Below are 20,856 nucleotides of genomic sequence, written 5' to 3' on the forward strand. Positions count from 1 at the left end.
GCGCTCAGCGGTCGACCTCTGTGAAGTCCCAGAACTGCGGCTTGCGAGCCACGAGGTGCGACGGCGGTTCGGCAAACCCTTCGGGCGTGCTACCTCGCCACTTGGACACGACGACGAGTCGCTGGTCCGTCGACGAGTACACCTCGCTGCTCATGTGCATGGGGTGCACCTCGACCTTGGGCAGCATGGCCTCGCAAACCCAGGACAACAGCTCCCCGAACGACTCCGGGTGCGCCCTGACCTCCCACATGCGCACGATCACGGCGCTGGACTCTACTCCCATACCCACCTCCCACAACGACGATGGTCAGACGGCCGCCGCGGCGGCTCCGGCTCCTGCCCGGGCGGACAGGGGAAACGAGAACCGAGGACCGGCCGACCCCGGATTGGGCCGGCCCGGTCGGGCTGACCCGAGGCTGCCCAACCCGGGGCTGCCCAACCTGGGGCCGGCTCCAGGTCCGGGTTTGGGCCGGCCCGATCGGGCTGCCGCCGGCGGGCCGGGACGGGCCGGAACGTGCTTGTGTGGCCGCGGCGGCCGGCGTGCGCCGACGCGGCGGGTTGTCGGTCAGGCCGTGACGAGTGTGATGGGCATCGCAGAGTCCGACGGCAGGCCGAGCGAGCCCGGCGCCGCACCGGAGGCGACCAGGTGCGAGCCCAGCGCGGCCACCATCGCGCCGTTGTCGGTGCAGAGCTTGGGGCGCGGCACGCGCAGCGTGATGCCGTGCTTGTCGCAGCGCTCCTGGGCCATCGACCGGATGCGCGAGTTGGCCGCGACGCCGCCGCCGATGACGAGGGTCTCCACGCCGTGCTCACGGCAGGCGTCGACCGCCTTCGCCGTCAGCACGTCGCACACCGCCTCCTGGAAGCTCGCCGCCACGTCCGCGACCGGCACCGGCTCACCGGCCCGCTGCCGCGCCTCGACCCACCGCGCCACGGCGGTCTTCAGGCCGGAGAACGAGAAGTCGAACCGGTGCTCGGCGAGGTCGCGCGGCGCGGTGAGCCCGCGCGGGAACGGGATGCCCGCCCCGCCCTCGCGCGCCGCCTTGTCGATCGGGGGCCCGCCCGGGAACGGCAGCCCGAGCAGCCGCGCCACCTTGTCGAACGCCTCGCCGGCGGCGTCGTCGATCGTCGCGCCGAGCGGCACGACCCCGCCGGCCAGGTCGTCGACCCGCAGCAGCGAGGAGTGCCCGCCGGAGACGAGCAGCGCGATCGCCGGCTCCGGCAGCGCGCCGTGCTCGAGCGTGTCGACCGCCACGTGCGCGGCCAGGTGGTTGACGCCGTAGATCGGCTTGCCCGCGGCCACCGCGTAGGCCTTGGCCGCGGCGACGCCGACCAGCAGCGCGCCCGCCAGCCCCGGACCGGCCGTGACCGCGATGGCGTCCACGTCGGCCAGCGTCACGCCCGCCTTGTCCAGCGCCCGCTGCATCGTCGGGACCATCGCCTCGAAGTGCGCCCGGCTGGCCACCTCCGGCACCACGCCCCCGAACCGCGCGTGCTCGTCGACGCTCGACGCGATCTCGTCCGCGAGCAGCGTGTGCCCCCGCACGATGCCGACGCCGGTCTCGTCGCACGACGTCTCGATCCCGAGGACCAGCGGTTCAGTCTTGTTGCTCACGCATCATCACCAGTGCATCCGTGTTGCTGGGCTGGTAGTAGCCGCGGCGGATGCCGACGGCCTCGAACCCGTACTGCGCATAAAGCTTCTGCGCCGGCGCGTTGTCGACGGCGACCTCGAGCAGGACCTGCCGCGCCCCGCGCCGGGCGGCCTCGTCGAGCAGCGCCTCCAGCAGCCGCCGCCCGATGCCGCGCCGCTGTGCGTCGCCGCGCACGCCGATGTTCTGCACCCACGCCTCGTCCGGCGGCGACACGGCCAGCCCGGCATACCCGACGATCCGCCCGCGGCGCCCGCCCGCGCCCGGCTCGGCACCGTGCTCCCCAACGGCCGGACCCGAACCGCCGTCGCCCGAACCGCTGCCGACCGAACCGCCGCCGACCGAACCGCTCTCGACTGAGGCGCTGCCGACTGAAGTGCTCTCGACCGAAGCGCTGTCGACCGAACCGATCGCCGCGGATCGCGACCCCAGGGTCGAGCCGCTCGCAGGCCCGGCGACGGGCGACGGACCGCGAGGAGAGGAAGGCCGCGCGCCGGGAGACGACGGCTCGGTGTCGCGGTCGACGGCGATGAGGTAGTGGTGGCCGTTGGCGAGCTCGTTCCAGAACATGCCGGCCGACCAGCGCTCCTCGCCGAAGAGCTCGTCCTCGATCGGCAGCAGCTCCTCGATGTGGAACCACCGCAGCTCGGCCAGGTCGATGCTCATTGCAGTGCCGGTTTCCGCTCGCCGGGCAGGACCGCGTCGGGCCGGCGCAGGTAGAGCGGCGTGAGCGTCTCGCCCGGGGCCTTGGCGCGCACGCGGTCGGCGGCAAGCTCGGCCAGTGCCAGTGCGGACGGGTAGCGCGGGCCCTCGACGGGCAGGGCGAGCACGTCTGCGTACTTCTCGGCGCCGTCGCCGGCCGCGCGCTCGATGCCGTCGAGTGCGACGTCCGCGGGGCTCGCCACGTCGGGGCCGGCCAGGCGGGTGCCGTCCTGATAGACGGCCCAGTAGATCTCCTTGCGGCGGGCGTCGGTCGCGACCAGGGCGCGGCCCGGCAGGTGCAGGCCGATCGCGTCGAGGGTGCAGACGCCGTAGACCGGTAGCGCCAGGGCGTGGCCCATCGCCGCGGCGGTGACCAGGCCGGCGCGCAGGCCGGTGAAGGGGCCGGGTCCGACGCCCGCCACGATCGCCGTCAGGTCGCCGATGGTCGCGCCGCCGTCGGCCAGCGCGGCGGTGATCTGGGGTGCCAGCAGCTCGCCGGCGCCGCGGGCGTCGACGGTCACGCGCTCCGCGAGCAGGGTCACGTCGTCGTCACCGACCCGCGCGAGCGCCGCGGTCACCGCCGCCGTCGCCGAGTCCACCACCATCACCAGCACGGTCCCAACTCTAGAGGAGGGGTCTGACACTTCTTTGACGCCGCGGCGCCGAACACACAAAAGCACCGTCGAGCACACAAAGGCGCCGTCGAGAGCACAAAGGCGCCGTCGAGAGCACCAAAGCACCGTCGAGAGCACAAAGGCGCCGTCGAGAGCACAGAAGCGGCGTCGAAGGCGCAAAAGTGGCGTCCAGGGCCCAAAGGCGACGTCAAGGCCGCAAAGGCGGCGCGCAGGCAAACGGTGCTGGTCAAATCGGTGTTGCGACGTCGCAACCGCGACCATTTAACGCGACCGCAACGAGCGGGCCCTAGCATCGGCGGCTATCGACGCCGGGAGAGCCGCTGTGACCGAACCGATCCTGGTCGTGGACATCGGGTCGTGGGCCCTGTCCGCCGCCGTCGTACTACCCGACCAGCTGCTCCCGGTCCGCGAGCCCGTCACCGGGGCCCAGCGCTGGCCGGGCGGTGCCACGCTCGTCGCCGGCGCCGGGCGCGGGCAGCTGACCGTCGGCGTCCCCGCCGAGCAGGCCAGGGACCAGCATCCGCGGCAGTACGTCGACGGCGTGCGCCGCGCGATCGACGCCAACGCGCCGATCTGGCTCGGCGACCAGCTGGTCAACGGGGTGGAGCTGGTCGGCACGGCGCTGGAGGCGGTCGTCGACGAGGCGCGCCGGCTGTACGGGAGCGTCGGGCGGTTGGTGCTGAGCGCGCCCGTGGGGTACCGAACCCATGATCCCCGCCGCGAAAGCCTGGTCGCCGCCGCGGCCATGACCGGCTTCCCCGATGCCGAGCTCGTCTGCGACGCGACGGCCGCGGTGCTCGACCCGATGACGATGCTCGAGGCCCCCGAGGGCGGCCACGTGCTCGTGTGCGACCTCGGCGCGACGTGGACGGCGACGGTGGCCCGGGTGGAGCAGGGTCGTGCGGTACCGCTGAGTCATGAAGGCTCCGGCAGCGGCCGCGACATCGACGTGATGCTCGCCGCGGACCTCCGGGCGACGCTCGCCGAGTGGGTGGAGCCGGCGTTCTCGGCCGGCGGCGACACGAGCGTGCGCGCCAACCTGCACGCCCTGGACATCGCGCGGCGGCTCAAGCACCGGCTGGCCGACGCACCCGAGGCGGCGGAGGAGGTGGAGTCGGGCGTCCCGGCGTACCGCTTGGACCGCCGCATGCTCGACCAGCTCACGGAGCCGGCGACGCGCTGGCTGATCGCCAGCTGCCGTGCGGTCATCGCGCGGGCGGGGCTCGTGCCGGCCGACATCATGGCGGTGCTCATGGTCGGCGGCGCCGCGCGGCTGCCCGGGGTCGGGCCGGTGCTGCACAACGGCCTCGGCCGGCCGGTGACCCGCCCCGCCGATCCGGAGCTCGCCGTGCTGCGCGGCGCCGCCGCCTGGGCGCGCGCCCGTGCCGAGCGCGGCGTGCCCGCGGACCCGCCGTCGTGGCGCGTCGAGCCGCTGTCGTGGACGATCCCGGGCGGGCGCGGGCGGCTGGTGCGGTGGCTGGTGAAGGAGGGCGAGGGGTACGCCCGGGGCGCCGCCCTCGCGCAGGTGCGCATCGCCGACGACCAGGTGTTCGACCTCACGGCGGGGCGCACCGACGGCGTCCTGCTCGAGCAGCGCGTCGCCGCCGGCGGCATGGTCGCCTCCGGCGCGGTGGCCGCGCACGCGCGCCTCGAACCGGCGAGCGCCGAGCGGTTCCAGCTGGCCAAGCGGCACCACCTGCGCGTGGCCGGCGCCTGGCTGCTCACGCCCGACCGGCGGGCACTGATCGAGTGCTCGCGCACCGGCGAGTACGTCAAGGTGCGCGCCATCGACACCGGCGCCCTGGTGACCGAGCTGCGCCCGGGCCGCGGCGCCGGCCGCACGCAGCACGCGCAGGTCGCGCTCGGCCCCGGCCGCCGGCTGGCCCTCGTCACCTGGGACGCCGACGGCCACTTCTCGGTGTGGGACGTGCTGGCCGGCCGGATGGTGGCGAGCTTCTCCGACGTTCACAAACCGGATGCGGTACTGCTGAACGAATCCGAATGGCGCCTCGTCACCACCGGCGAGGGCGCGGCGAGCGTCGGCCGCTATCGCCGCGACGTCGCCACCGTGTGGGACCTGGCCACTGGCGCCCGCCTCGACCGCGTCGTGGGCGAGGACCTGCCGAAGCGGTTCACCGGGTACGCCGAGACGAGCCGCGCGGACGCCTTCGCGCCGCAGATGGAGAGCCCGGACGGCCGGCTGCGCGCGGCGGCGCTGGACGGCACCCTGTCGGTGCGGGACCTGGAGACGGAGGCCGAGGTGTTCCGCGCCGACCTCGCGCCGGGGCGGCCGGTGAGCACCGCGTTCTGTCACGAGGGCCGGCACCTGCTGGCGCGCGGTACGGACGACGAGGGCACCTGGGTGGACGTCTGGGAGGTCCTGCAGGCCGCCTGACGCGCGCGAGAACGCCACGATCTATCGCCTGTCGGGGTATAAATCCGACAAGTCGTGGCGCGCCAGCGCCCGACTTGTCGGCAAAAACCGCCTACGCCGTCAGCGAGGCCGCGCGAGTCGGCCAGTCGCCGCCGCGCGGGATCAGGGCGACCACCCGCGAGTCGTCGTCACGGCGATCCAGACGGACCTCCAGGTGCGCGTCGCTGAGCTGCTCGACCAGCCCCTCGCCCCACTCCACGAGCGTGACCGAGTCCTCGAGCGTCGCGTCCAGGTCCAGGGCGTCGACCTCCCCCATCGGGTCCCGGACGTTGCCGAGGCGGTACGCGTCGACGTGCACCATCGGCAGTGTCCCGCCCCGGTTCGCGTCGGGCCGGTGCACCCGGGCGATCACGAACGTGGGGGACGTCACATTGCCGGTCACGTGCAGACCGGCGCCGACGCCCTGCGCCAGGGCGGTCTTGCCGGCGCCGAGCGGGCCGGTCAGCACGACCAGGTCGCCGGCGCGCAGCACGGACGCGAGCGCCATGCCGAAATCGCGCGTCTGCTCGACCGTCGCCAGGATTCTCGTCACTGCAGCACCTTCGTGAGGAACGTGTCCATCGCGTCGTCGACCTCGTCGGCGTGCTCGAGCAGCACGACGTGGCCGCCGTCGGCGATCACCACCAGCTCCGCCTCGGGCAGGACAGACGTTATCTCGTACGTGTGCGCCAGCGGCGTCAACACGTCCTTGTCGCCGCAGACGAGCAGGACGGGCACGTCGCGCAGCGGGCCGAGGACGAGCAGCCGGGCGTGCGTGTAGAGCGTGCGCAGGTACCGCGCGATCACCTCGGTCGACGTGGTGGAGTTCATCTTCTCGACGTACGACACCAGGGCGGGGCTGGGACGCGCCGTGCCGAACCCGTAGCGGCGGGTGAGCAGCCAGGCCAGGTCGGTCGAGGCGCGGCGGGCGCGGTCGATGACGGCGGAGCTGATCGGGCCGGCGAAGCCGAGGACGGGCATCAGCGGGCGGCGGAAGCGGGCGACGACCTCCGGGAAGCCGAAGGTGACCTGGTCGAGCTTGCCCGCGGAGGTGGAGATGAGCACGGCGGCTCGGACGCGGGACTCGAACAGCTCGGGCACCTGCTCGGCCAGCGCCATGATCGTCATGCCGCCCATCGAGTGGCCGACGAGCACGATCGGGCCGGTCGGCGTCGTGGCCTGCAGGACGGCACGCAGGCCTGCGCCGAGGGCGTCCAGGCTGTACTCGCCCTTGGACAGGCGGCCCGAGCGGCCGTGGCCGGGCTGGTCGTAGAAGACCATGCGGTACTTGCCCTCGAAGTACTTGCGCTGGAAGTGGAACGTGCCCATGTCCAGGCAGAAGCCGTGCACGAAGACCAGCGTGGGGCGATCGTCGCCGACCGGGCCGTCGACGACCTCCACGTGCAGGTCGATGCCGTCGTCGGTGGTGACGGTGAGCTCCTCGTCGGTGTCCCAGACGCCGAACTCCTCGTCGGCGTAGGGGTCGTCGGCGTTCTTGGAGCGCCGCACGATGTACCGCTCGGTGGCCACCCCGGCGGCGACGCCCGCCGCCGCCAGACCCACGATCGCGCCGACGATGCCGGCCGTTCGCTTCCGGTTGCCGTTCTTGACCACCTCACTGCCCATGCACAAAGCCTAAACGGTCGTTACCCGCGAGTTAAGATCGCGACTGCTTCGCGCAGGTGGGAGGCCACGTCGGCGGAGGTGACGGGGCCGCCCTCGGCGGCGAGGCGGCCGGCGAGGCCGTGCGCGTAGGCGGCGGCGACGGCCGCGTGCTCGGCCGGCAGGCCGCCGGCGAGCAGGGAGCCGAGCAGGCCGGCGAGGACGTCGCCGGTGCCGCCGGTGGCCAGGGCCGCGGTGCCGGTCGGGTTGACGAAGACCCGGCCGTCGGGCGTGGCGACGATGGTGCGGTCGCCCTTGAGCAGCACCACGGCGTCCATGCGGGCGGCGAGGGTGGTTGCGGCGGCGATCCGGTCGTCGCCGGGCGCGCCGCCGGAGAGGCGCTGGAACTCCCCGTCGTGCGGCGTGACGACGGTCGGCGCGTCGCGCTGGCGCAGCCAGTCGCGCATCCGGGTGTCGCCGAGCAGGGTCAGCGCGTCGGCGTCGAGGACGACGGGCACGGGTGCGCCGAGCACGGCCCGCACCTCGCCGTAGGCGCGGTCGTCGGTGCCGAGGCCGCTGCCGCAGACCCACGCCTGGACGCGGCCCGCGTCGGCGACCCGCTCGGTGGCCACGACCGGCGGGTGGTGCATGCGCACGGCGTCGGCCGCGCCGCCGGCGTAGCGGACCAGGCCGGACGGGCCGGCGAGGGCGCCCGAGGTGGAGAGCACGGCGGCGCCGATGTAGGTGTCGGAGCCGGTGGACAGGCCCACGACGCCGCGGGAGTACTTGTTGTCGTTCGCGGCCGGCCGCGGCCACCAGGCGGCGATGTCGGCGGCGTCGGGCACGTAGAGGGCGGGGTCGCCGTCGAGGTGCCCGCCGAGGCCGATGTCGACGAGTTCGACCATCCCGCTGTGTACCGCACCGGCGCCCACCACCAGCCCGGGCTTGAGCACGCCGAAGGTGACCGTGATGTCGGCGTGGATCGCCATGCCGGTGACCGCGCCGGTGTCGGCGTCGACGCCCGAGGGCACGTCGACGGCGATGACTGGCGCGTCGCGCAGCAGGTCGGCGACGTCGGCGACCCGGGAGGCCTGCGGCTCGCGCAGCCCGCCGCGCCCGCCGATGCCGAGGATGCCGTCGACGACGAGGTCGGCGGCGGCCGGGCGCTTCGAGTCGGGGGCGAGCAGCCGCCCGCCGGCCTCGACGAGCGCGCCGGCGCCGCCGCGGTGTGCCCGGTCGGGGTCGAGCAGCAGCGCCTCCACGCGGGCGCCGCGGCGGGCGAGCCGGGCGCCGGCGTAGAGCGCGTCGCCGCCGTTGTTGCCGGGGCCGACGAGCAGCAGGATCGTGCTGCCGTACAGCCGGGGCAGCGTGTCGGCGCAGCGTCGCGCCAGGCCCGCGGCGGCGCGCTGCATGAGCGCACCGTCGGGCAGGGTCTTCATCAGCGACTCTTCGGCCGCGCGCACCTGCGCGACCCGCCAAGCGGCTCTCATTCGGCGCTCCCCTGTTCGGCGGGCACCCGCTCGGCCACGACCATCGCCGAGGCGATCCCGCCGTCGTGCGACAGCGACAGATGCCAGCGGGAGATCCCGCGCTCGGCGGCGGCCTGTGCGACGGTGCCGGAGACGGTCAGCCACGGCCGGCCGTCGGGATCGGACACGATCTCGCAGTCGTGCCAGTGCAGCCCGCCGGGCGCGCCGAGGGCCTTGGCCACCGACTCCTTCGCCGCGAAGCGGGCCGCCAGCGACTCCGCCGAGCGGGGGTTCCCGGAGGAGGTGACCCGCTCGGCGGAGGTGAAGAGGCGGTCGATGAGCAGTGGTGTGCGCTCCAGCGCCTTGCCGAAGCGCTCGACGAGCACGACGTCGATGCCGACGGACACGATCACAGGGTTACCCTGTCACACCGGCCTTACTCGACGGTGACGGACTTGGCCAGGTTGCGGGGCTGGTCCACGTCGTGGCCGCGGGCGGCCGCGATCTCGCAGGCCAGGACCTGCAGGGGCACGGTGGTGACCAGCGGGGCGAGCAGCGTCGGGGTGACCGGGACGCGGAAGAGGTGATCGGCGTAGGGCCGCACGGCCTCGTCGCCCTCCTCGGCGATCACGATCGTGCGGGCGCCGCGGGCCCGGACCTCCTGGATGTTGGAGACGACCTTGTCGTGCAGCACGCCGCGGCCGCGGGGCGAGGGCACCACGCACACGACGGGGGTGCCGTGGTCGATGAGCGCGATCGGGCCGTGCTTGAGCTCGCCGGCGGCGAAGCCCTCGGCGTGCATGTAAGCGAGCTCCTTGAGCTTCAGGGCGCCCTCCAGGGCCACCGGGTAGCTCACGTGGCGGCCGATGAACAGCACGCTCTTGGCCTCGGCGAGCTCGCGGGCGAGCTCGCGGATGGGCGCCATCATCGACAGGACCTGCTCGACCTTGGCCGGCATCTCCTGCAGCTGGGCGACGACGGCGGCGACCTCGTCGGCGTACTTCACCCCGCGCACCTGCGCCAGGTGCAGCCCGACCAGGTAACAGGCGACGAGCTGGGTGAGGAACGCCTTGGTCGAGGCGACCGCGATCTCGGGGCCGGCGTGGGTGTACAGCACCGCGTCGGACTCCCGCGGGATCGTGGAGCCGTTGGTGTTGCAGACCGCCAGGACCCGGGCCTTCTGCTCCTTCGCGTGGCGCAGCGCCATCAGGGTGTCCATCGTCTCGCCGGACTGTGAGATCGCCACGACCAGCGTCGAGCGGTCCAGCACCGGGTCGCGGTAGCGGAACTCGCTGGCGAGCTCCACCTCGCAGGGGATGCGGGTCCAGTGCTCGATGGCGTACTTGGCCACCATGCCCGCGTGGTACGCCGTGCCGCAGGCGACGATGAACACCTTGTCGACGTCGCGCAGGTCCTGGTCGGTGAGGCGGACCTCGTCGAGCATCAGGTCGCCGTGCTCGTTGAGCCGGCCCAGCAGGGTCTCGGCGACCGCGTGCGGCTGCTCGGCGATCTCCTTGAGCATGAAGTAGTCGTAGCCGCCCTTCTCGGCGGCGGAGGCGTCCCAGTCGATGTGGAACGTCTTGCCCTCGGCGGCGTTGCCGAGGAAGTCGGTGATGACGATCGCGTCGCCGCTGATGAGCACGACCTGGTCCTGGCCGAGCTCGACGGCCTCGCGGGTGTGCTCGATGAACGCGGACACGTCGCTGGCGAGGTAGTTCTCGCCCTGGCCGCGGCCGACGACGAGCGGGGAGTTGCGGCGGGCGCCGACGACCACGCCGGGGGCCTGCACGTCGACGGCGAGCAGCGTGAAGGCGCCCTCCAGGCGCCGGCACACGGCGCGCATGGCGTCGGCGAGCCGCTCGCCGGGCGTGTCGCCCTCGGCGTCGTGCAGCGCGATCGAGAGCAGGTGCGCGGCGCACTCGGTGTCGGTGTCGCTGGCGAACTCGATGCCGGCGGACTCGAGCTCCGCGCGCAGCTTGGCGAAGTTCTCGATGATGCCGTTGTGGATGACGGCGACGCGCCCGTCGAGCGAGCGGTGCGGGTGCGCGTTGCGGTCGGTCGGGCCGCCGTGGGTGGCCCAGCGGGTGTGCCCGATGCCGGTCGTGCCGACGCCGAGCGCGTGCCCGGCCTCCTCGGCGAGCAGCTCGGTGACGGCCTTCTCGAGGTTGGCGAGCTTGCCGGCGCGCTTGGCGGTGAGCAGCTCACCGTTGACGATGGCGACGCCGGCGGAGTCGTAGCCGCGGTACTCCAGCCGCCGCAGCCCGTCCAGCACGATGTTCAAGGCCGGCCGGGCGCCGGCGTACCCCACGATTCCGCACATGCCCCGTACCGTAGCAGAAAACTGCGCAACGCCCGTGCGCGAAACTGTCACGTACGCGCACGGGCACTGCGCGCAAACGGGCGACTGCTAAATCAGGGACGATCGGATCTGCGCGCCGCCGTCGACCACGAGCGTCTGCCCCGTCATCCAGCGCGAGGCCGGCCCCGCCAGAAACATGATGACGTCGGCGATGTCGTCCGGCTCGCCGATGCGCCCGAGCGGCAGCTTGTCGCTGAGGAACTCCTCGTTGTTCTCCCACAGCCCCCGCGCAAGGTGGGTGCGCACGATCCCGGGCGCGACGGCGTTCACCCGCACCGCCGGCGCGAGCTCGGCGCCCATCTGCCGGGTCAGGTGGATCACGGCGGCCTTCGTGGCGTTGTAGTACCCGATCCCGGGCTCGGTCAGCACGCCGCCGACTGAGGCGACGTTGACGATGACGCCGCCGTGCGCCGACATCGAGGCCTTCCACACCAGCTGGCTCCACAGCACCACGCCGAACTGGTTGAGCCGGACCGTCTTCTCCGCGCGGACGGGGTCGATGTCCATGAGCGGGCCGAAGTACGGGTTGGTGCCGGCGTTGTTCACCAGGACCTCGACCGAGCCGAAGCGCGCCATGGCGGCGTCGACGACCGCGGCCGCCTGCTCGGGCTCGGCCGCGTGCGCGGCGTGCGTGAGCACCCCGACGTCCGGGAACTGCGCGGAGATCTCCGCGGCGACCTCGTCCAGCGCTTCGATCTTGCGGGAGGTCAGCACGACGTTGCAGCCTTCGGCGGCGAAGGCGACAGCGCTCGCCTTGCCGATGCCCCGGGAGGCGCCGGTGACGATGACGGTGCGGGCATTGGTCATGCGCGCACGTTACTACTCGGTAGGTGAGACCGTCCTCACGATGTGAGCGATCCGCTCCGCGGCCGAGCGAGCGGTCTCCTGGGTGCCGGCCTCGACCATCACCCGGACGAGCTGCTCGGTGCCGGACGGGCGCAGCAGCACCCGGCCCGCCCCGCCGAGCTCAGCCTCGACCTGCTTGGCCGCGTCGAGCACCTGCGGCGAGCGGGCGGCCGCCGCGCGGTCGAGCACGGGCACATTGATCATCACCTGGGGCAGCCGCTGTACCACGGAGGCCAGCTCCTTGAGGCTCCTGCCCGTGCGCTCCATGCGCCCCATCAGGTGCAGCGCGGTGAGCACGCCGTCGCCGGTGGTCGCATACGCCGGCATCACGATGTGCCCGCTCTGCTCACCGCCGAGGGCGAGGCCCTTGGCCCGCAGCTCCTCCAGCACGTACCGGTCGCCGACCTTGGTCTCCAGCAGCCGGATGCCGGCCTCGGCCATGGCGAGCTTGAGGCCCAGGTTGCTCATCACGGTCGCGACCAGGGTGTCCTCGGTCAGCGAGCCCGCCTCGCGCATCGACAGCGCGAGGATCGCCATGATCTGGTCGCCGTCGACCTCGGTGCCGTCGGCGGCCACCGCGATGCAGCGGTCGGCGTCGCCGTCGTGCGCGATGCCCAGGTCGGCGCCGTGCTCGACGACCGCCGCGCGCAGCTGGGCGATGTGGTTGGAGCCGCAGTCGTCGTTGATGTTGAGGCCGTCGGGGTCCGCGTTGATCGCGATGACGGAGGCGCCGGCGCGGCGGTACGCCTCCGGCGCGGCCGAGGACGCGGCGCCGTTGGCGCAGTCGACGACGACCGTGAGCTCCGCCAGCGGGCTGGGCAGGGAGGTCAGCAGGTGCTGGACGTAGCGGTCCTCGCCGTCGGCGTAGTCGGTGACCCGGCCGACACCGGCGCCCGTGGGGCGGCGGTGGGTGCCGTTGTCCATGAGGCGCTCGATCTCGTCCTCGACCTCGTCGGGCAGCTTGTGCCCGCCGGCGGCGAAGAGCTTGATCCCGTTGTCCGGCATCGGGTTGTGCGACGCCGAGAGCATCACGCCGATGTCGGCGTCGAGGACGCCGGTGAGGTACGCGACCGCGGGCGTCGGCAGCACGCCGACCCGCACGACGTTCGCGCCGGCGCTGGTGAGGCCGGCCACGACGGCCGCCTCGAGCATCTCGCCGCTCGCGCGCGGGTCCCGGCCGACGACGGCGACGGGCGCGTGCGAATGGTCGTGCTCGAACAGTGCCTGGGCGGCGGCAATGGCGACCGCCATGGCGAGTTCGGGGGTCAGGTCGGCGTTCGCCCGCCCGCGCACCCCGTCGGTGCCGAAGAGTCGCCCCATTGCGTACCTCCCATGGTTGTACTTCGTGCGCAGCGCAAAATCGGCCGGGCGCGCACCTCCCAGGGTGGCACCCGGCCGACAGGCTTGGTTAGCGCTTGGAGTACTGCGGGGCCTTACGGGCCTTCTTCAGGCCGTACTTCTTGCGCTCCGTCGCCCGGGCGTCCCGAGTCAGGAAGCCGGCCTTCTTGAGCGCCGCGCGGTCGTCCGGGTCGTTCTCGACCAGGGCGCGCGCGATCGCGAGCCGCAGCCCACCGGCCTGGCCGGTGGTGCCGCCGCCACGCAGGTTGGCGAAGACGTCGAACGTCTCGGCCTTCTCGACGATGACCAGCGGCTCACGGACCGACTGCTGGTGCACCTTGCTCGGGAAGTAGTTCTCCAGCTCGCGCCCGTTGAGCAGGAACTTGCCGGTGCCAGGGACCAGGCGGACCCGGACGATGGCCTCCTTGCGGCGGCCGACCGTCTGGATCGGCTGGCCGGCGCGGCGGGCGCGGGTCGGTGCCGCGGCGGTCGCCGTGGCGGTCGCAGCGGGGGCCTCGACGGTCGCAACAGCGGCCGGCGTCGGGGCGGCGGTGGTCTCCTCGGTCACGCTCAGTCCTTCGTCCGCGCTCACTGCGCGATCTGCTTGATCTCGAACGGCTGGGGCAGCTGCGCGGCGTGCGGGTGCTCAGCGCCCGCGTACACCTTCAGCTTGTGGATCTGGCGCGCACCCAGCCGGTTGTGCGGGAGCATGCCCTTGACGGCCAGCTCGATCGCCCGCTCGGGGTGCTTGGTCAGCAGCTCTTCGTAGCCGACCCTCTTCAGGCCACCCGGGTAGCCCGAGTGGCGGTACGCCACCTTGGTCTGCCGCTTGTTGCCGGTCAGCGCCACCTTGCCGGCGTTGATCACGATGACGAAGTCGCCGGTGTCCACGTGCGGGGCGAACGTCGGCTTGTGCTTGCCGCGCAGCAGCGTCGCAGCGTGCGTGGCCAGGCGGCCGAGCACCACGTCGGTGGCGTCGATGACATGCCACACGCGCTCGATCTCACCCGGCTTCGGGCTGTACGTACCCACAGGTCTACCTGTTCTTCCACATCGTCGGTTTCGGGGTGCGCTCTGGTGCGTACCCCCGGAGTCGACGTGGGGACGCCATGTCATCGCACAACAGCAATCCACGATACTCGGCGTCCCCAGTCGACACCAAATCGGGTCACACGCCAGCAAGCCTGCGCGCAGAGCTGCGCAGATACACCAGCCAGGTTACCCCGAAGCAGAGAGCGTAGTACGCGATGAAGACAACGTAGGCCGCGTCACCCGTCTTGTACTCCAGGAACGACTCCCGGAACGCCAGGTTGACCAGCACGCCGCCGGCCGCGCCGATCGCACCGGCCACGCCGATGAGCGCGGTGGCCAGGCGCCGGGCCTGCTGGTCGTTGTCCGGATTCTTGGCCCGGAAGATCGCCGGGATCATCTTGTACGTCGATCCGTTGCCCAGCCCGCTGAAGATGAACAGGAACACGAAGCCGGTCACGAACAGCGGCAGCGAGTGCTCGCGGGAGGCGACCAGGACGGTGCCGGCGCCGGCGGCCATCGCCACGAAGTTCCAGAACGAGATCCGGGCGCCGCCGAACCGGTCGGCGAGCATGCCCCCGATCGGGCGGATCAGCGAGCCGAGCAGCGGGCCGAGGAAGGTCAGGTAGGCCGCCTTGACCGGGGTGGAGAAGTCGGCCTTGAACTGCACCTGCAGGACCTGCCCGAAGGCGAAGCCGAAGCCGATGAAGGAGCCGAACGTCCCGATGTAGAGCAGCGACATGATCCAGGCATGCCCATCCTTGATCACGTCACGCATGGCGCGCTTGTCGTTGGAGGCGTGGGTGAGGTTGTCCATGTAGATCGCGGCGAGCACGGCGGCGATCACGATCAGCGGCAGGTAGATCAGCACGATGAGGCGCGGGTGCGCGGCGCCGGCCGTGGCGAGCACCAGCAGCCCGACGAGCTGCACCGCGGCCACGCCGATGTTGCCGCCGCCGGCGTTGATGCCCAGCGCCCAGCCCTTGAGCCGCTGCGGGTAGAAGGCGTTGATGTTCGCCATCGACGAGGCGAAGTTGCCGCCGCCGACGCCGGCCACGGCCGCCGCGATGAGCAGCGTGTTGAACGAGACGCCCGGCTCCAGGATGATCCCGGCGAAGATCGTGGGCACGAGCAGCATCAGGGCGCTGAAGATCGTCCAGTTGCGCCCGCCGAAGGTCGCCACGGCGAAGGTGTACGGCAGCCGCAGCACCGCCCCGACCAGCGTCGGCGCGCTCGTGAGCAGGAACTTCTGGGCCGGGTCGAGGCCGTATTTCGGCCCGAGGAACAGCACGAAGACCGACCACAGGCTCCAGATCGAGAAGCCGATGTGCTCGGAGAGGATCGACACGACGAGGTTGCGCCGGGCCACCTTCGCCCCGGTCCGCGCCCAGAAGTCGGGGTCCTCCGGGCGCCAGTCGTCGATCCACCGGCCGCGGCGCGGCCCTGACGGAGACTGCGGTCTTTCCACGGCAAGGGTCATGACCGTGGACGCTATGGATGCCCGGTTTCGCCTCGAGGCGCCGAAGTTGTCGGCGCCGAAACGTTTCCCACACGGCGGCGGATCCCCGCTTGTGAGATCCGCCGCCGCGCAAAAGCCCTGATCAGGCCTTTCGGAAGGTCCAGATGCCGGTGTCGGCGCCGCCCGCGGGCGGGGAGAGCTTGAGCGTGGTGCCGCCGCAGTCGTACTGGCTCTTCTTGAGCACCGGCTGGGCGTCGACGGCGCCGCCGGTGTCCGCGGTGCCGGATCCGGTGAACTCGCTGATCGGCATCTTGTCGGCGACGGTGACCGCGGCCGGTGCGGTCAGGTTCACGGTCACCGTGAGGCTGCTGAAGTCGACCGTGCCGGTCGGCTCGAGCGTGCCGGTGGCCGTCGACGGCGTCTTGATCGAGCCGTTGACCTTGCCGCCGTAGGCGAAGCTGCCCTTCACGTCGCTGCCGGACACGGAGAAGGTGAAGGTCACCGGCGTCATCGGGCCGAAGTCGACCTGGGTCTTGCCGCCGGAGTCGATCGTGAGCAACGCACCGCCGCCACCCGAGAAGGTGCCGTTGACCGGGCCGCTGAGCTTGCCGGTCAGGCCGTCGGCCTTCCAGGTGCCGACGAGGCACGACGCCGCGGTGCCCTGCCCGCCGCCGCCCGTGCTGCCGCCGCTCCCCGTGGCGCCGGACGCAACGGCGGTGGCGCCGGCCGTGGCGTTGCCCGAGGCGCCCGCGGTGGCGGACGATCCGGGGGACTTGTCACTGCCGCATCCGGCGAGCCCGATGCTGAACACCGCAACGGCCGCGATGGCGACCTTGCCGGTCGAGCGCATCTGCTTCCTCCTTGCTGGGTTTCTCTTGGTCGGCATAGGGGTCCGTCCCTATTTACCCCGCAGGGAACCTTCGCCACCCTATCGTGCGAGGATGTGGCACAACCGATACCGTTTCGGCGACCACCCGGTAACCACCTGCTCAGGGCGCGTGTGAGGCGCTCTTAGCAGGCGCGAAACATTCGGGACCCTGGAGCGAAACCGCCCCCCGGCAGCCTTTGGGCCATGTCCGAAGCGTCTTCGATGAAGGTCGTCGTCATCGGCCACGGCATGGTGGGGCATCGCTTCCTGGAGGCGCTGCAGTCGCGTGACACCGACCGTAGCTATGAGGTCACGGTGCTCGCCGAGGAAGGCCGGCCGGCCTACGACCGGGTCCGGCTGTCCGCCTACTTCGACGGGGTCTCGGCCGAGGAGCTCACCTACACGGTCCCCGACGGGGTTGACCTGCGCCTCGGCGAGCCGGCCGTCTCCGTGGACCGGGAGGCGCGGCTGGTGCGCACCGGCGCGGGCGAGTACCACTACGACGCGCTCGTGCTGGCGACGGGCTCGTCGGCGTTCGTGCCGCCGATCAGCGGGGTCGACCAGGCGGGCGTCTTCGTGTACCGCACCCTCGACGACCTCGAGGCGATCCGCGGCCACGCCAAGGGCAAGGAGGTCGGCGCGGTCATCGGCGGCGGCCTGCTCGGCCTGGAGGCGGCCAACGCACTGCGCCTGCTGGGCCTGCGCACCCACGTCATCGAGTTCGCGCCCCGGCTGATGCCGGTGCAGGTCGACACGGCCGGCGGCGCGGTCCTGCGCCGCTACGTCGAGGACCTGGGCGTTCGGGTGCACGTCGGCGCGGGCACGACCGCGATCCGCCAGACGTCGCCGAACGGGCGGCTGGGCCTGACCCTCTCCGACGGCGCGCACGTCCCCGCCGACATCGTGGTGGTGGCGGCGGGCATCCGGCCGCGCGACGAGCTGGCCCGCTCCATGGGCCTGCCGACGGGGGCGCGCGGCGGGGTGATCGTGGACCGCGGCTGCCGCACCGAGGACCCGGCGATCTACGCGATCGGCGAGTGCGCGGAGATCGACGGTCGCTGCTACGGCCTGGTCGCGCCGGGGTACGCGATGGCCGAGGTCGTTGCCGACCGGCTGCTCGGCGGGTCCGCCGAGTTCCCGGGCGCCGACCTGTCGACCAAGCTCAAGCTGCTCGGCGTCGACGTGGCGAGCTTCGGCGATGCGCTGCGGGAGGACCTGCTCGACATCGTGTACCTGGACCCGGCCAACGGTCGTTACGCCAAGCTCGTGCTCTCCGACGACGCGCAGACGCTGCTCGGCGGCATCCTGGTCGGCGACGCGAGCGCCTACCCGACGCTACGGGCCAGCGTCGGCGGCCCGCTGCCCGGCCACCCGCTCGCGCTGCTGGCCGGCGACGCGCAGGCCGGCGACGTTGCGCTGCCGGCCGACGCGCAGGTCTGCAGCTGCAACGCGGTCACGCAGGGCCAGGTCGTCGCCGCGATCCACGAGGGCTGCGCCGACGTGCCCGCGCTCAAGGAGTGCACCCGCGCCGGCACCAGCTGCGGCTCGTGCGTGCCGCTGCTCAAGCAGATCCTCAAGCAGCAGGGCGTGGCGGCCAGCAAGGCGCTGTGCGAGCACTTCGACTACTCCCGCGCGGAGCTGTTCGACATCGTGCGCATCCGCGAGATCCGCACGTTCTCGCAGCTCATCTCCGATCACGGGCGCGGGCGCGGCTGCGACGTGTGCAAGCCGACCGTGGCCTCGATCCTCGCCTCGCTGCACAACGACTACGTCCTGGAGGGCGAGCAGGCCTCGCTGCAGGACACCAACGACCACTTCCTGGCCAACATCCAGCGCAACGGCACCTACTCGGTGGTGCCGCGCATCCCCGGCGGGGAGATCACGCCGGACAAGCTCATCGTGATCGGCGAGGTGGCGCGGGACTTCAACCTGTACACCAAGATCACCGGCGGCCAGCGCATCGACCTGCTCGGCGCGCGCGTCGAGCAGCTGCCGGCGATCTGGAACCGGCTGGTCGCGGCCGGGTTCGAGTCCGGGCACGCCTACGGCAAGGCGCTGCGCACCGTGAAGTCCTGCGTCGGGTCGACCTGGTGCCGGTACGGCGTGCAGGACTCCGTCGGGCTGGCGATCGCGCTCGAGCTGCGGTACCGCGGGCTGCGCGCCCCGCACAAGCTCAAGTCCGCGGTGTCCGGGTGCGCCCGCGAGTGCGCCGAGGCCCGCGGCAAGGACTTCGGCATCATCGCCACCGATAACGGCTGGAACCTCTACGTCGGCGGCAACGGCGGCTTCCGCCCTCGCCACGCCGACCTGCTGGCCTCGGACCTGTCCACCGACGACCTGATCCGCACCATCGACCGGTTCCTGATGTTCTACATCCGCACCGCCGACCGGCTGCAGCGCACCTCGGCCTGGATCGAGGGGCTCGAGGGCGGCCTGGACTACCTGCGCGCGGTGATCGTGGACGACTCGCTCGGCATCGCCGCCGAGCTCGACGCCCAGATGGCCCACCACATCTCGTCGTACATCGACGAGTGGCGGGCGACCGTCGAGGACCCGCAGCGGCTGGCCCGCTTCGTGTCGTTCGTCAACGCCCCCGGCACCCCGGACCCGACGATCACGTTCGTTTCCGAGCGGGGACAGCCTGTCCCTGTCGTTCTAGGAGCGCGCTCATGAAGTGGACCGTTGTCTGCCCCTACCTGCGCCTGGAGCCGGAGCGCGGCGTGGCCGCACTGGTCGGCGGGGCCCAGGTGGCGCTGTTTCGGACCTTCGACGACGGGCTGTACGCCATCGGCAACCTCGACCCGATCAGCGGCGCGGCCGTGCTCTCGCGCGGCATCGTCGGCAGCCGTGGCGACACGCCGGTGGTCGCCTCGCCGATGCACAAGCAGGCGTTCGACCTGACCACCGGGGAGTGCCTGGACGAGCCCGGAGTGCGGGTGCCGGTCTACGCCGTGCGGGTGACCGACGGCATGGTCGAGATCGCGGACCTGGTCGGGGAACGCACATGAGCGCGGGCAGCACGCTGGAAGCGCCCCCGGACTCGGGCGAGGACCTGCCGCTGGCGGGGTTCACGGTGGCCGTGACCGCCGACCGGCGCCGCGACGAGCTGAGCGCCCTGCTGGAGCGGCGGGGCGCCCGCGTCGTGCTCGCGCCGGCGCTGCGCATCGTGCCGGTCGCCGACGACACCGAGCTCAAGGCCGCCACCGTGTCCTGCGTCGACGTGGCGCCCGACATCGTCATCGCCACCACCGGCATCGGCCTGCGCGGCTGGATCGAGGCCGCCGAGGGCTGGGGCCTGGGCGAGGCGCTGCGCGCACGGCTCGGCGAGGCGTACCTCATCGCCCGCGGCCCGAAGGCCAAGGGCGCCGTGCGGGCCGCCGGCATGCTCGAGGCGTGGTCACCGGACACGGAGAGTTGCGACGAGGCCCTCGACTACCTGCTGAGCGGCGGCTATCCGGGCGGCATCGCGGGGCGGCGCATCGCCGTGCAGATGCACGGTGAGCCGCATCCCGAGTTCACGTCCGCGCTGCGCGACGCCGGTGCGATCGTCGTGGAGATTCCGGTGTACCGCTGGGCGCCCCCGGTCGACCCCGCGCCCCTGCGCCGCCTGGTGGACCTGGTCTGCTCGCGCCTGGTCGACTCGGTCACGTTCACCTCGGCGCCCGCCGTCAGCTCGCTCCTGCGCGTGGCCGGCCCCGAGGCCCCGGACGTGCTCGAGGCGCTGCGCACCGACGTCCTGGCGGCCTGCGTGGGCCCCGTGACCGCGGCCCCGCTGCAGCGCCTGGGCGTCCCCGTCGCCGCGCCCTCCCGGGCCCGCCTGGGCGCCCTGGTCCGCATCCTCGTGGACGAGCTGCCCAAGCGGTCACCCACCCTGCAGGTCGCCGGCGCCGCCGTGACCTTGCGCGGCCACGCCGCGATCATCGACGGCACGCTGAAGCCCCTGGCACCCGGCCCGATGGCCGTCCTGCGCGCCCTGGCCGCCTCCCCCGGCCGCGTGCTGTCCCGCGCCGCCCTGCTGCGGGAGCTCCCGCGCGGCGCGGACGAGCACGCGGTGGAGATGGCGGTGGCACGGCTGCGCGCCGCCCTGGGGGGCTCGGCGTTCGTCCAGACCGTGGTGAAGCGCGGCTACCGCCTCCGGGTGGACTAACCCCTACTGCAGGTAGTGCTCGACCTCTTCGATGGAGTGCGCCTCGACCTCGTCGGGCGACACTCCCTGCAGCTTCGCCGCCCGCCGCCGGCGCAGCAGGTCCCAGAGCTGGTCGAGCTGCGCCTCGATCCCCTTCAGCCGGTCGTGCTCCTCCTGCTCGGTGATCTTGCCCGTCTGCAGCTGGGTGCGTAGCTTGTGCTCCTCGTCGACGAGGTTCGAGATCTGGTGCATCAACGTCGTGTCGTCCATGGGTTGCATCATCCACCAACGGGCGGCGACGGGCCCGCCACGCGCCCGGTCCCGGGCCGTCTCCCTCGCCACACCACCCGCCGTGCGG

Annotated in this window: 19 protein-coding genes and 2 pseudogenes; 4 read left to right on the forward strand and 17 right to left on the reverse strand. The window is 72.6% G+C overall.

Annotation, left to right across the window (positions count from 1 at the left end; genetic code table 11):
• Positions 1–4: 4 nt before the first annotated feature.
• From ABD901_RS14620 to tsaB, 5 genes and pseudogenes are all read right to left on the reverse strand, one after another.
• A complete protein-coding gene (locus tag ABD901_RS14620) occupies positions 5–262 on the reverse strand; it encodes a hypothetical protein (protein WP_345126956.1) in 258 nt (85 codons plus the stop codon).
• A 303-nt stretch (positions 263–565) separates the two neighbouring features.
• A complete protein-coding gene (gene tsaD, locus ABD901_RS14625; RefSeq protein WP_345126230.1) occupies positions 566–1,615 on the reverse strand; it encodes a tRNA (adenosine(37)-N6)-threonylcarbamoyltransferase complex transferase subunit TsaD in 1,050 nt (349 codons plus the stop codon).
• A pseudogene (gene rimI, locus ABD901_RS14630) lies at positions 1,599–1,898 on the reverse strand (ribosomal protein S18-alanine N-acetyltransferase); the annotation flags it as partial. The gene tsaD and the pseudogene rimI, both read right to left, overlap by 17 nt.
• A gap of 264 nt (positions 1,899–2,162) precedes the next feature.
• Positions 2,163–2,318: pseudogene (locus tag ABD901_RS14635) on the reverse strand (ribosomal protein S18-alanine N-acetyltransferase); the annotation flags it as partial.
• On the reverse strand, positions 2,315–2,968 hold the full coding sequence (tsaB, locus tag ABD901_RS14640) for a tRNA (adenosine(37)-N6)-threonylcarbamoyltransferase complex dimerization subunit type 1 TsaB (RefSeq protein WP_345126233.1): 654 nt from the start codon (positions 2,966–2,968) through the stop codon (positions 2,315–2,317). The gene tsaB and the pseudogene ABD901_RS14635, both read right to left, overlap by 4 nt.
• Before the next feature lie 343 nt (positions 2,969–3,311).
• Here tsaB and ABD901_RS14645 point away from each other — a divergent pair, with 343 nt between their 5' ends.
• Positions 3,312–5,384: an Hsp70 family protein gene (locus ABD901_RS14645; RefSeq protein WP_345126237.1), complete on the forward strand. Its 2,073-nt coding sequence runs from the start codon at positions 3,312–3,314 to the stop codon at positions 5,382–5,384.
• 91 nt (positions 5,385–5,475) lie between these two features.
• Here ABD901_RS14645 and tsaE read toward each other — a convergent pair whose 3' ends face one another.
• The 11 genes from tsaE to ABD901_RS14700 form a co-directional block, all read right to left on the reverse strand.
• Complete coding sequence (gene tsaE / locus ABD901_RS14650) at positions 5,476–5,955, reverse strand: tRNA (adenosine(37)-N6)-threonylcarbamoyltransferase complex ATPase subunit type 1 TsaE (protein WP_345126240.1); 480 nt, start codon at positions 5,953–5,955, stop codon at positions 5,476–5,478.
• Positions 5,952–7,028: an alpha/beta fold hydrolase gene (locus ABD901_RS14655; RefSeq protein WP_345126243.1), complete on the reverse strand. Its 1,077-nt coding sequence runs from the start codon at positions 7,026–7,028 to the stop codon at positions 5,952–5,954. The genes tsaE and ABD901_RS14655 overlap by 4 nt, the downstream gene beginning before the upstream one ends.
• Before the next feature lie 20 nt (positions 7,029–7,048).
• A complete protein-coding gene (locus ABD901_RS14660) occupies positions 7,049–8,494 on the reverse strand; it encodes an NAD(P)H-hydrate dehydratase (protein WP_345126245.1) in 1,446 nt (481 codons plus the stop codon).
• Entirely contained in the window at positions 8,491–8,886 is a 396-nt protein-coding gene (locus ABD901_RS14665) for a holo-ACP synthase (protein ID WP_345126248.1), read from the reverse strand. Before ABD901_RS14665 ends, ABD901_RS14660 begins: the two co-directional genes overlap by 4 nt.
• A gap of 23 nt (positions 8,887–8,909) precedes the next feature.
• On the reverse strand, positions 8,910–10,793 hold the full coding sequence (glmS, locus tag ABD901_RS14670) for a glutamine--fructose-6-phosphate transaminase (isomerizing) (protein ID WP_345126251.1): 1,884 nt from the start codon (positions 10,791–10,793) through the stop codon (positions 8,910–8,912).
• Positions 10,794–10,880: 87 nt separating this feature from the next.
• On the reverse strand, positions 10,881–11,639 hold the full coding sequence (locus tag ABD901_RS14675) for an SDR family oxidoreductase (RefSeq protein ID WP_345126253.1): 759 nt from the start codon (positions 11,637–11,639) through the stop codon (positions 10,881–10,883).
• A gap of 12 nt (positions 11,640–11,651) precedes the next feature.
• Positions 11,652–12,998 (reverse strand): phosphoglucosamine mutase, encoded by a 1,347-nt coding sequence (glmM, locus tag ABD901_RS14680; protein WP_345126259.1) that lies wholly within the window; start codon positions 12,996–12,998, stop codon positions 11,652–11,654.
• Positions 12,999–13,086: 88 nt separating this feature from the next.
• On the reverse strand, positions 13,087–13,584 hold the full coding sequence (gene rpsI / locus ABD901_RS14685) for a 30S ribosomal protein S9 (RefSeq protein ID WP_345126262.1): 498 nt from the start codon (positions 13,582–13,584) through the stop codon (positions 13,087–13,089).
• Between the two features lie 20 nt (positions 13,585–13,604).
• A complete protein-coding gene (gene rplM, locus ABD901_RS14690) occupies positions 13,605–14,048 on the reverse strand; it encodes a 50S ribosomal protein L13 (protein ID WP_345126267.1) in 444 nt (147 codons plus the stop codon).
• A 136-nt stretch (positions 14,049–14,184) separates the two neighbouring features.
• Entirely contained in the window at positions 14,185–15,525 is a 1,341-nt protein-coding gene (locus ABD901_RS14695; protein ID WP_345126271.1) for a nitrate/nitrite transporter, read from the reverse strand.
• 121 nt (positions 15,526–15,646) lie between these two features.
• Positions 15,647–16,354: a hypothetical protein gene (locus ABD901_RS14700; RefSeq protein ID WP_345126274.1), complete on the reverse strand. Its 708-nt coding sequence runs from the start codon at positions 16,352–16,354 to the stop codon at positions 15,647–15,649.
• 222 nt (positions 16,355–16,576) lie between these two features.
• Between ABD901_RS14700 and nirB the strand changes: the two genes are divergently transcribed.
• From nirB to ABD901_RS14715, 3 genes are read left to right on the forward strand one after another with little or no spacing between them, the layout of a single operon-like run.
• Complete coding sequence (nirB, locus tag ABD901_RS14705) at positions 16,577–19,045, forward strand: nitrite reductase large subunit NirB (protein WP_345126278.1); 2,469 nt, start codon at positions 16,577–16,579, stop codon at positions 19,043–19,045.
• The gene (gene nirD / locus ABD901_RS14710) at positions 19,042–19,380 is read left to right on the forward strand and encodes a nitrite reductase small subunit NirD (protein ID WP_345126281.1); all 339 of its coding nucleotides are present in this window, start codon (positions 19,042–19,044) and stop codon (positions 19,378–19,380) included. The genes nirB and nirD overlap by 4 nt, the downstream gene beginning before the upstream one ends.
• Positions 19,377–20,519 carry a uroporphyrinogen-III synthase gene (locus tag ABD901_RS14715; protein WP_345126285.1) on the forward strand — a complete coding sequence of 381 codons (1,143 nt, stop codon included), beginning with the start codon at positions 19,377–19,379 and terminating at the stop codon, positions 20,517–20,519. The genes nirD and ABD901_RS14715 overlap by 4 nt, the downstream gene beginning before the upstream one ends.
• A gap of 3 nt (positions 20,520–20,522) precedes the next feature.
• Here ABD901_RS14715 and ABD901_RS14720 read toward each other — a convergent pair whose 3' ends face one another.
• The gene (locus tag ABD901_RS14720) at positions 20,523–20,768 is read right to left on the reverse strand and encodes a DUF2630 family protein (RefSeq protein WP_345126286.1); all 246 of its coding nucleotides are present in this window, start codon (positions 20,766–20,768) and stop codon (positions 20,523–20,525) included.
• Positions 20,769–20,856: the final 88 nt, after the last annotated feature.

It is taken from the genome of Dactylosporangium darangshiense (genome assembly GCF_039537565.1).
Lineage (GTDB): Bacteria > Actinomycetota > Actinomycetes > Mycobacteriales > Micromonosporaceae > Dactylosporangium > Dactylosporangium darangshiense.

Excerpts from the sequence above, each read along its gene's own strand:
- ABD901_RS14675 (WP_345126253.1), bottom strand. The coding sequence starts at position 11,639 with ATGACCAATGCCCGCACCGTCATCGTCACCGGCGCCTCCCGGGGCATC.
- ABD901_RS14720 (WP_345126286.1), bottom strand. The coding sequence starts at position 20,768 with ATGGACGACACGACGTTGATGCACCAGATCTCGAACCTCGTCGACGAG.
- ABD901_RS14660 (WP_345126245.1), bottom strand. The coding sequence starts at position 8,494 with ATGAGAGCCGCTTGGCGGGTCGCGCAGGTGCGCGCGGCCGAAGAGTCG.
- ABD901_RS14715 (WP_345126285.1), top strand. The coding sequence starts at position 19,377 with ATGAGCGCGGGCAGCACGCTGGAAGCGCCCCCGGACTCGGGCGAGGAC.
- ABD901_RS14655 (WP_345126243.1), bottom strand. The coding sequence starts at position 7,028 with ATGGGCAGTGAGGTGGTCAAGAACGGCAACCGGAAGCGAACGGCCGGC.
- glmS (WP_345126251.1), bottom strand. The coding sequence starts at position 10,793 with ATGTGCGGAATCGTGGGGTACGCCGGCGCCCGGCCGGCCTTGAACATC.
- nirB (WP_345126278.1), top strand. The coding sequence starts at position 16,577 with ATGTCCGAAGCGTCTTCGATGAAGGTCGTCGTCATCGGCCACGGCATG.
- nirD (WP_345126281.1), top strand. The coding sequence starts at position 19,042 with ATGAAGTGGACCGTTGTCTGCCCCTACCTGCGCCTGGAGCCGGAGCGC.
- glmM (WP_345126259.1), bottom strand. The coding sequence starts at position 12,998 with ATGGGGCGACTCTTCGGCACCGACGGGGTGCGCGGGCGGGCGAACGCC.
- ABD901_RS14700 (WP_345126274.1), bottom strand. The coding sequence starts at position 16,354 with ATGCGCTCGACCGGCAAGGTCGCCATCGCGGCCGTTGCGGTGTTCAGC.
- ABD901_RS14695 (WP_345126271.1), bottom strand. The coding sequence starts at position 15,525 with ATGACCCTTGCCGTGGAAAGACCGCAGTCTCCGTCAGGGCCGCGCCGC.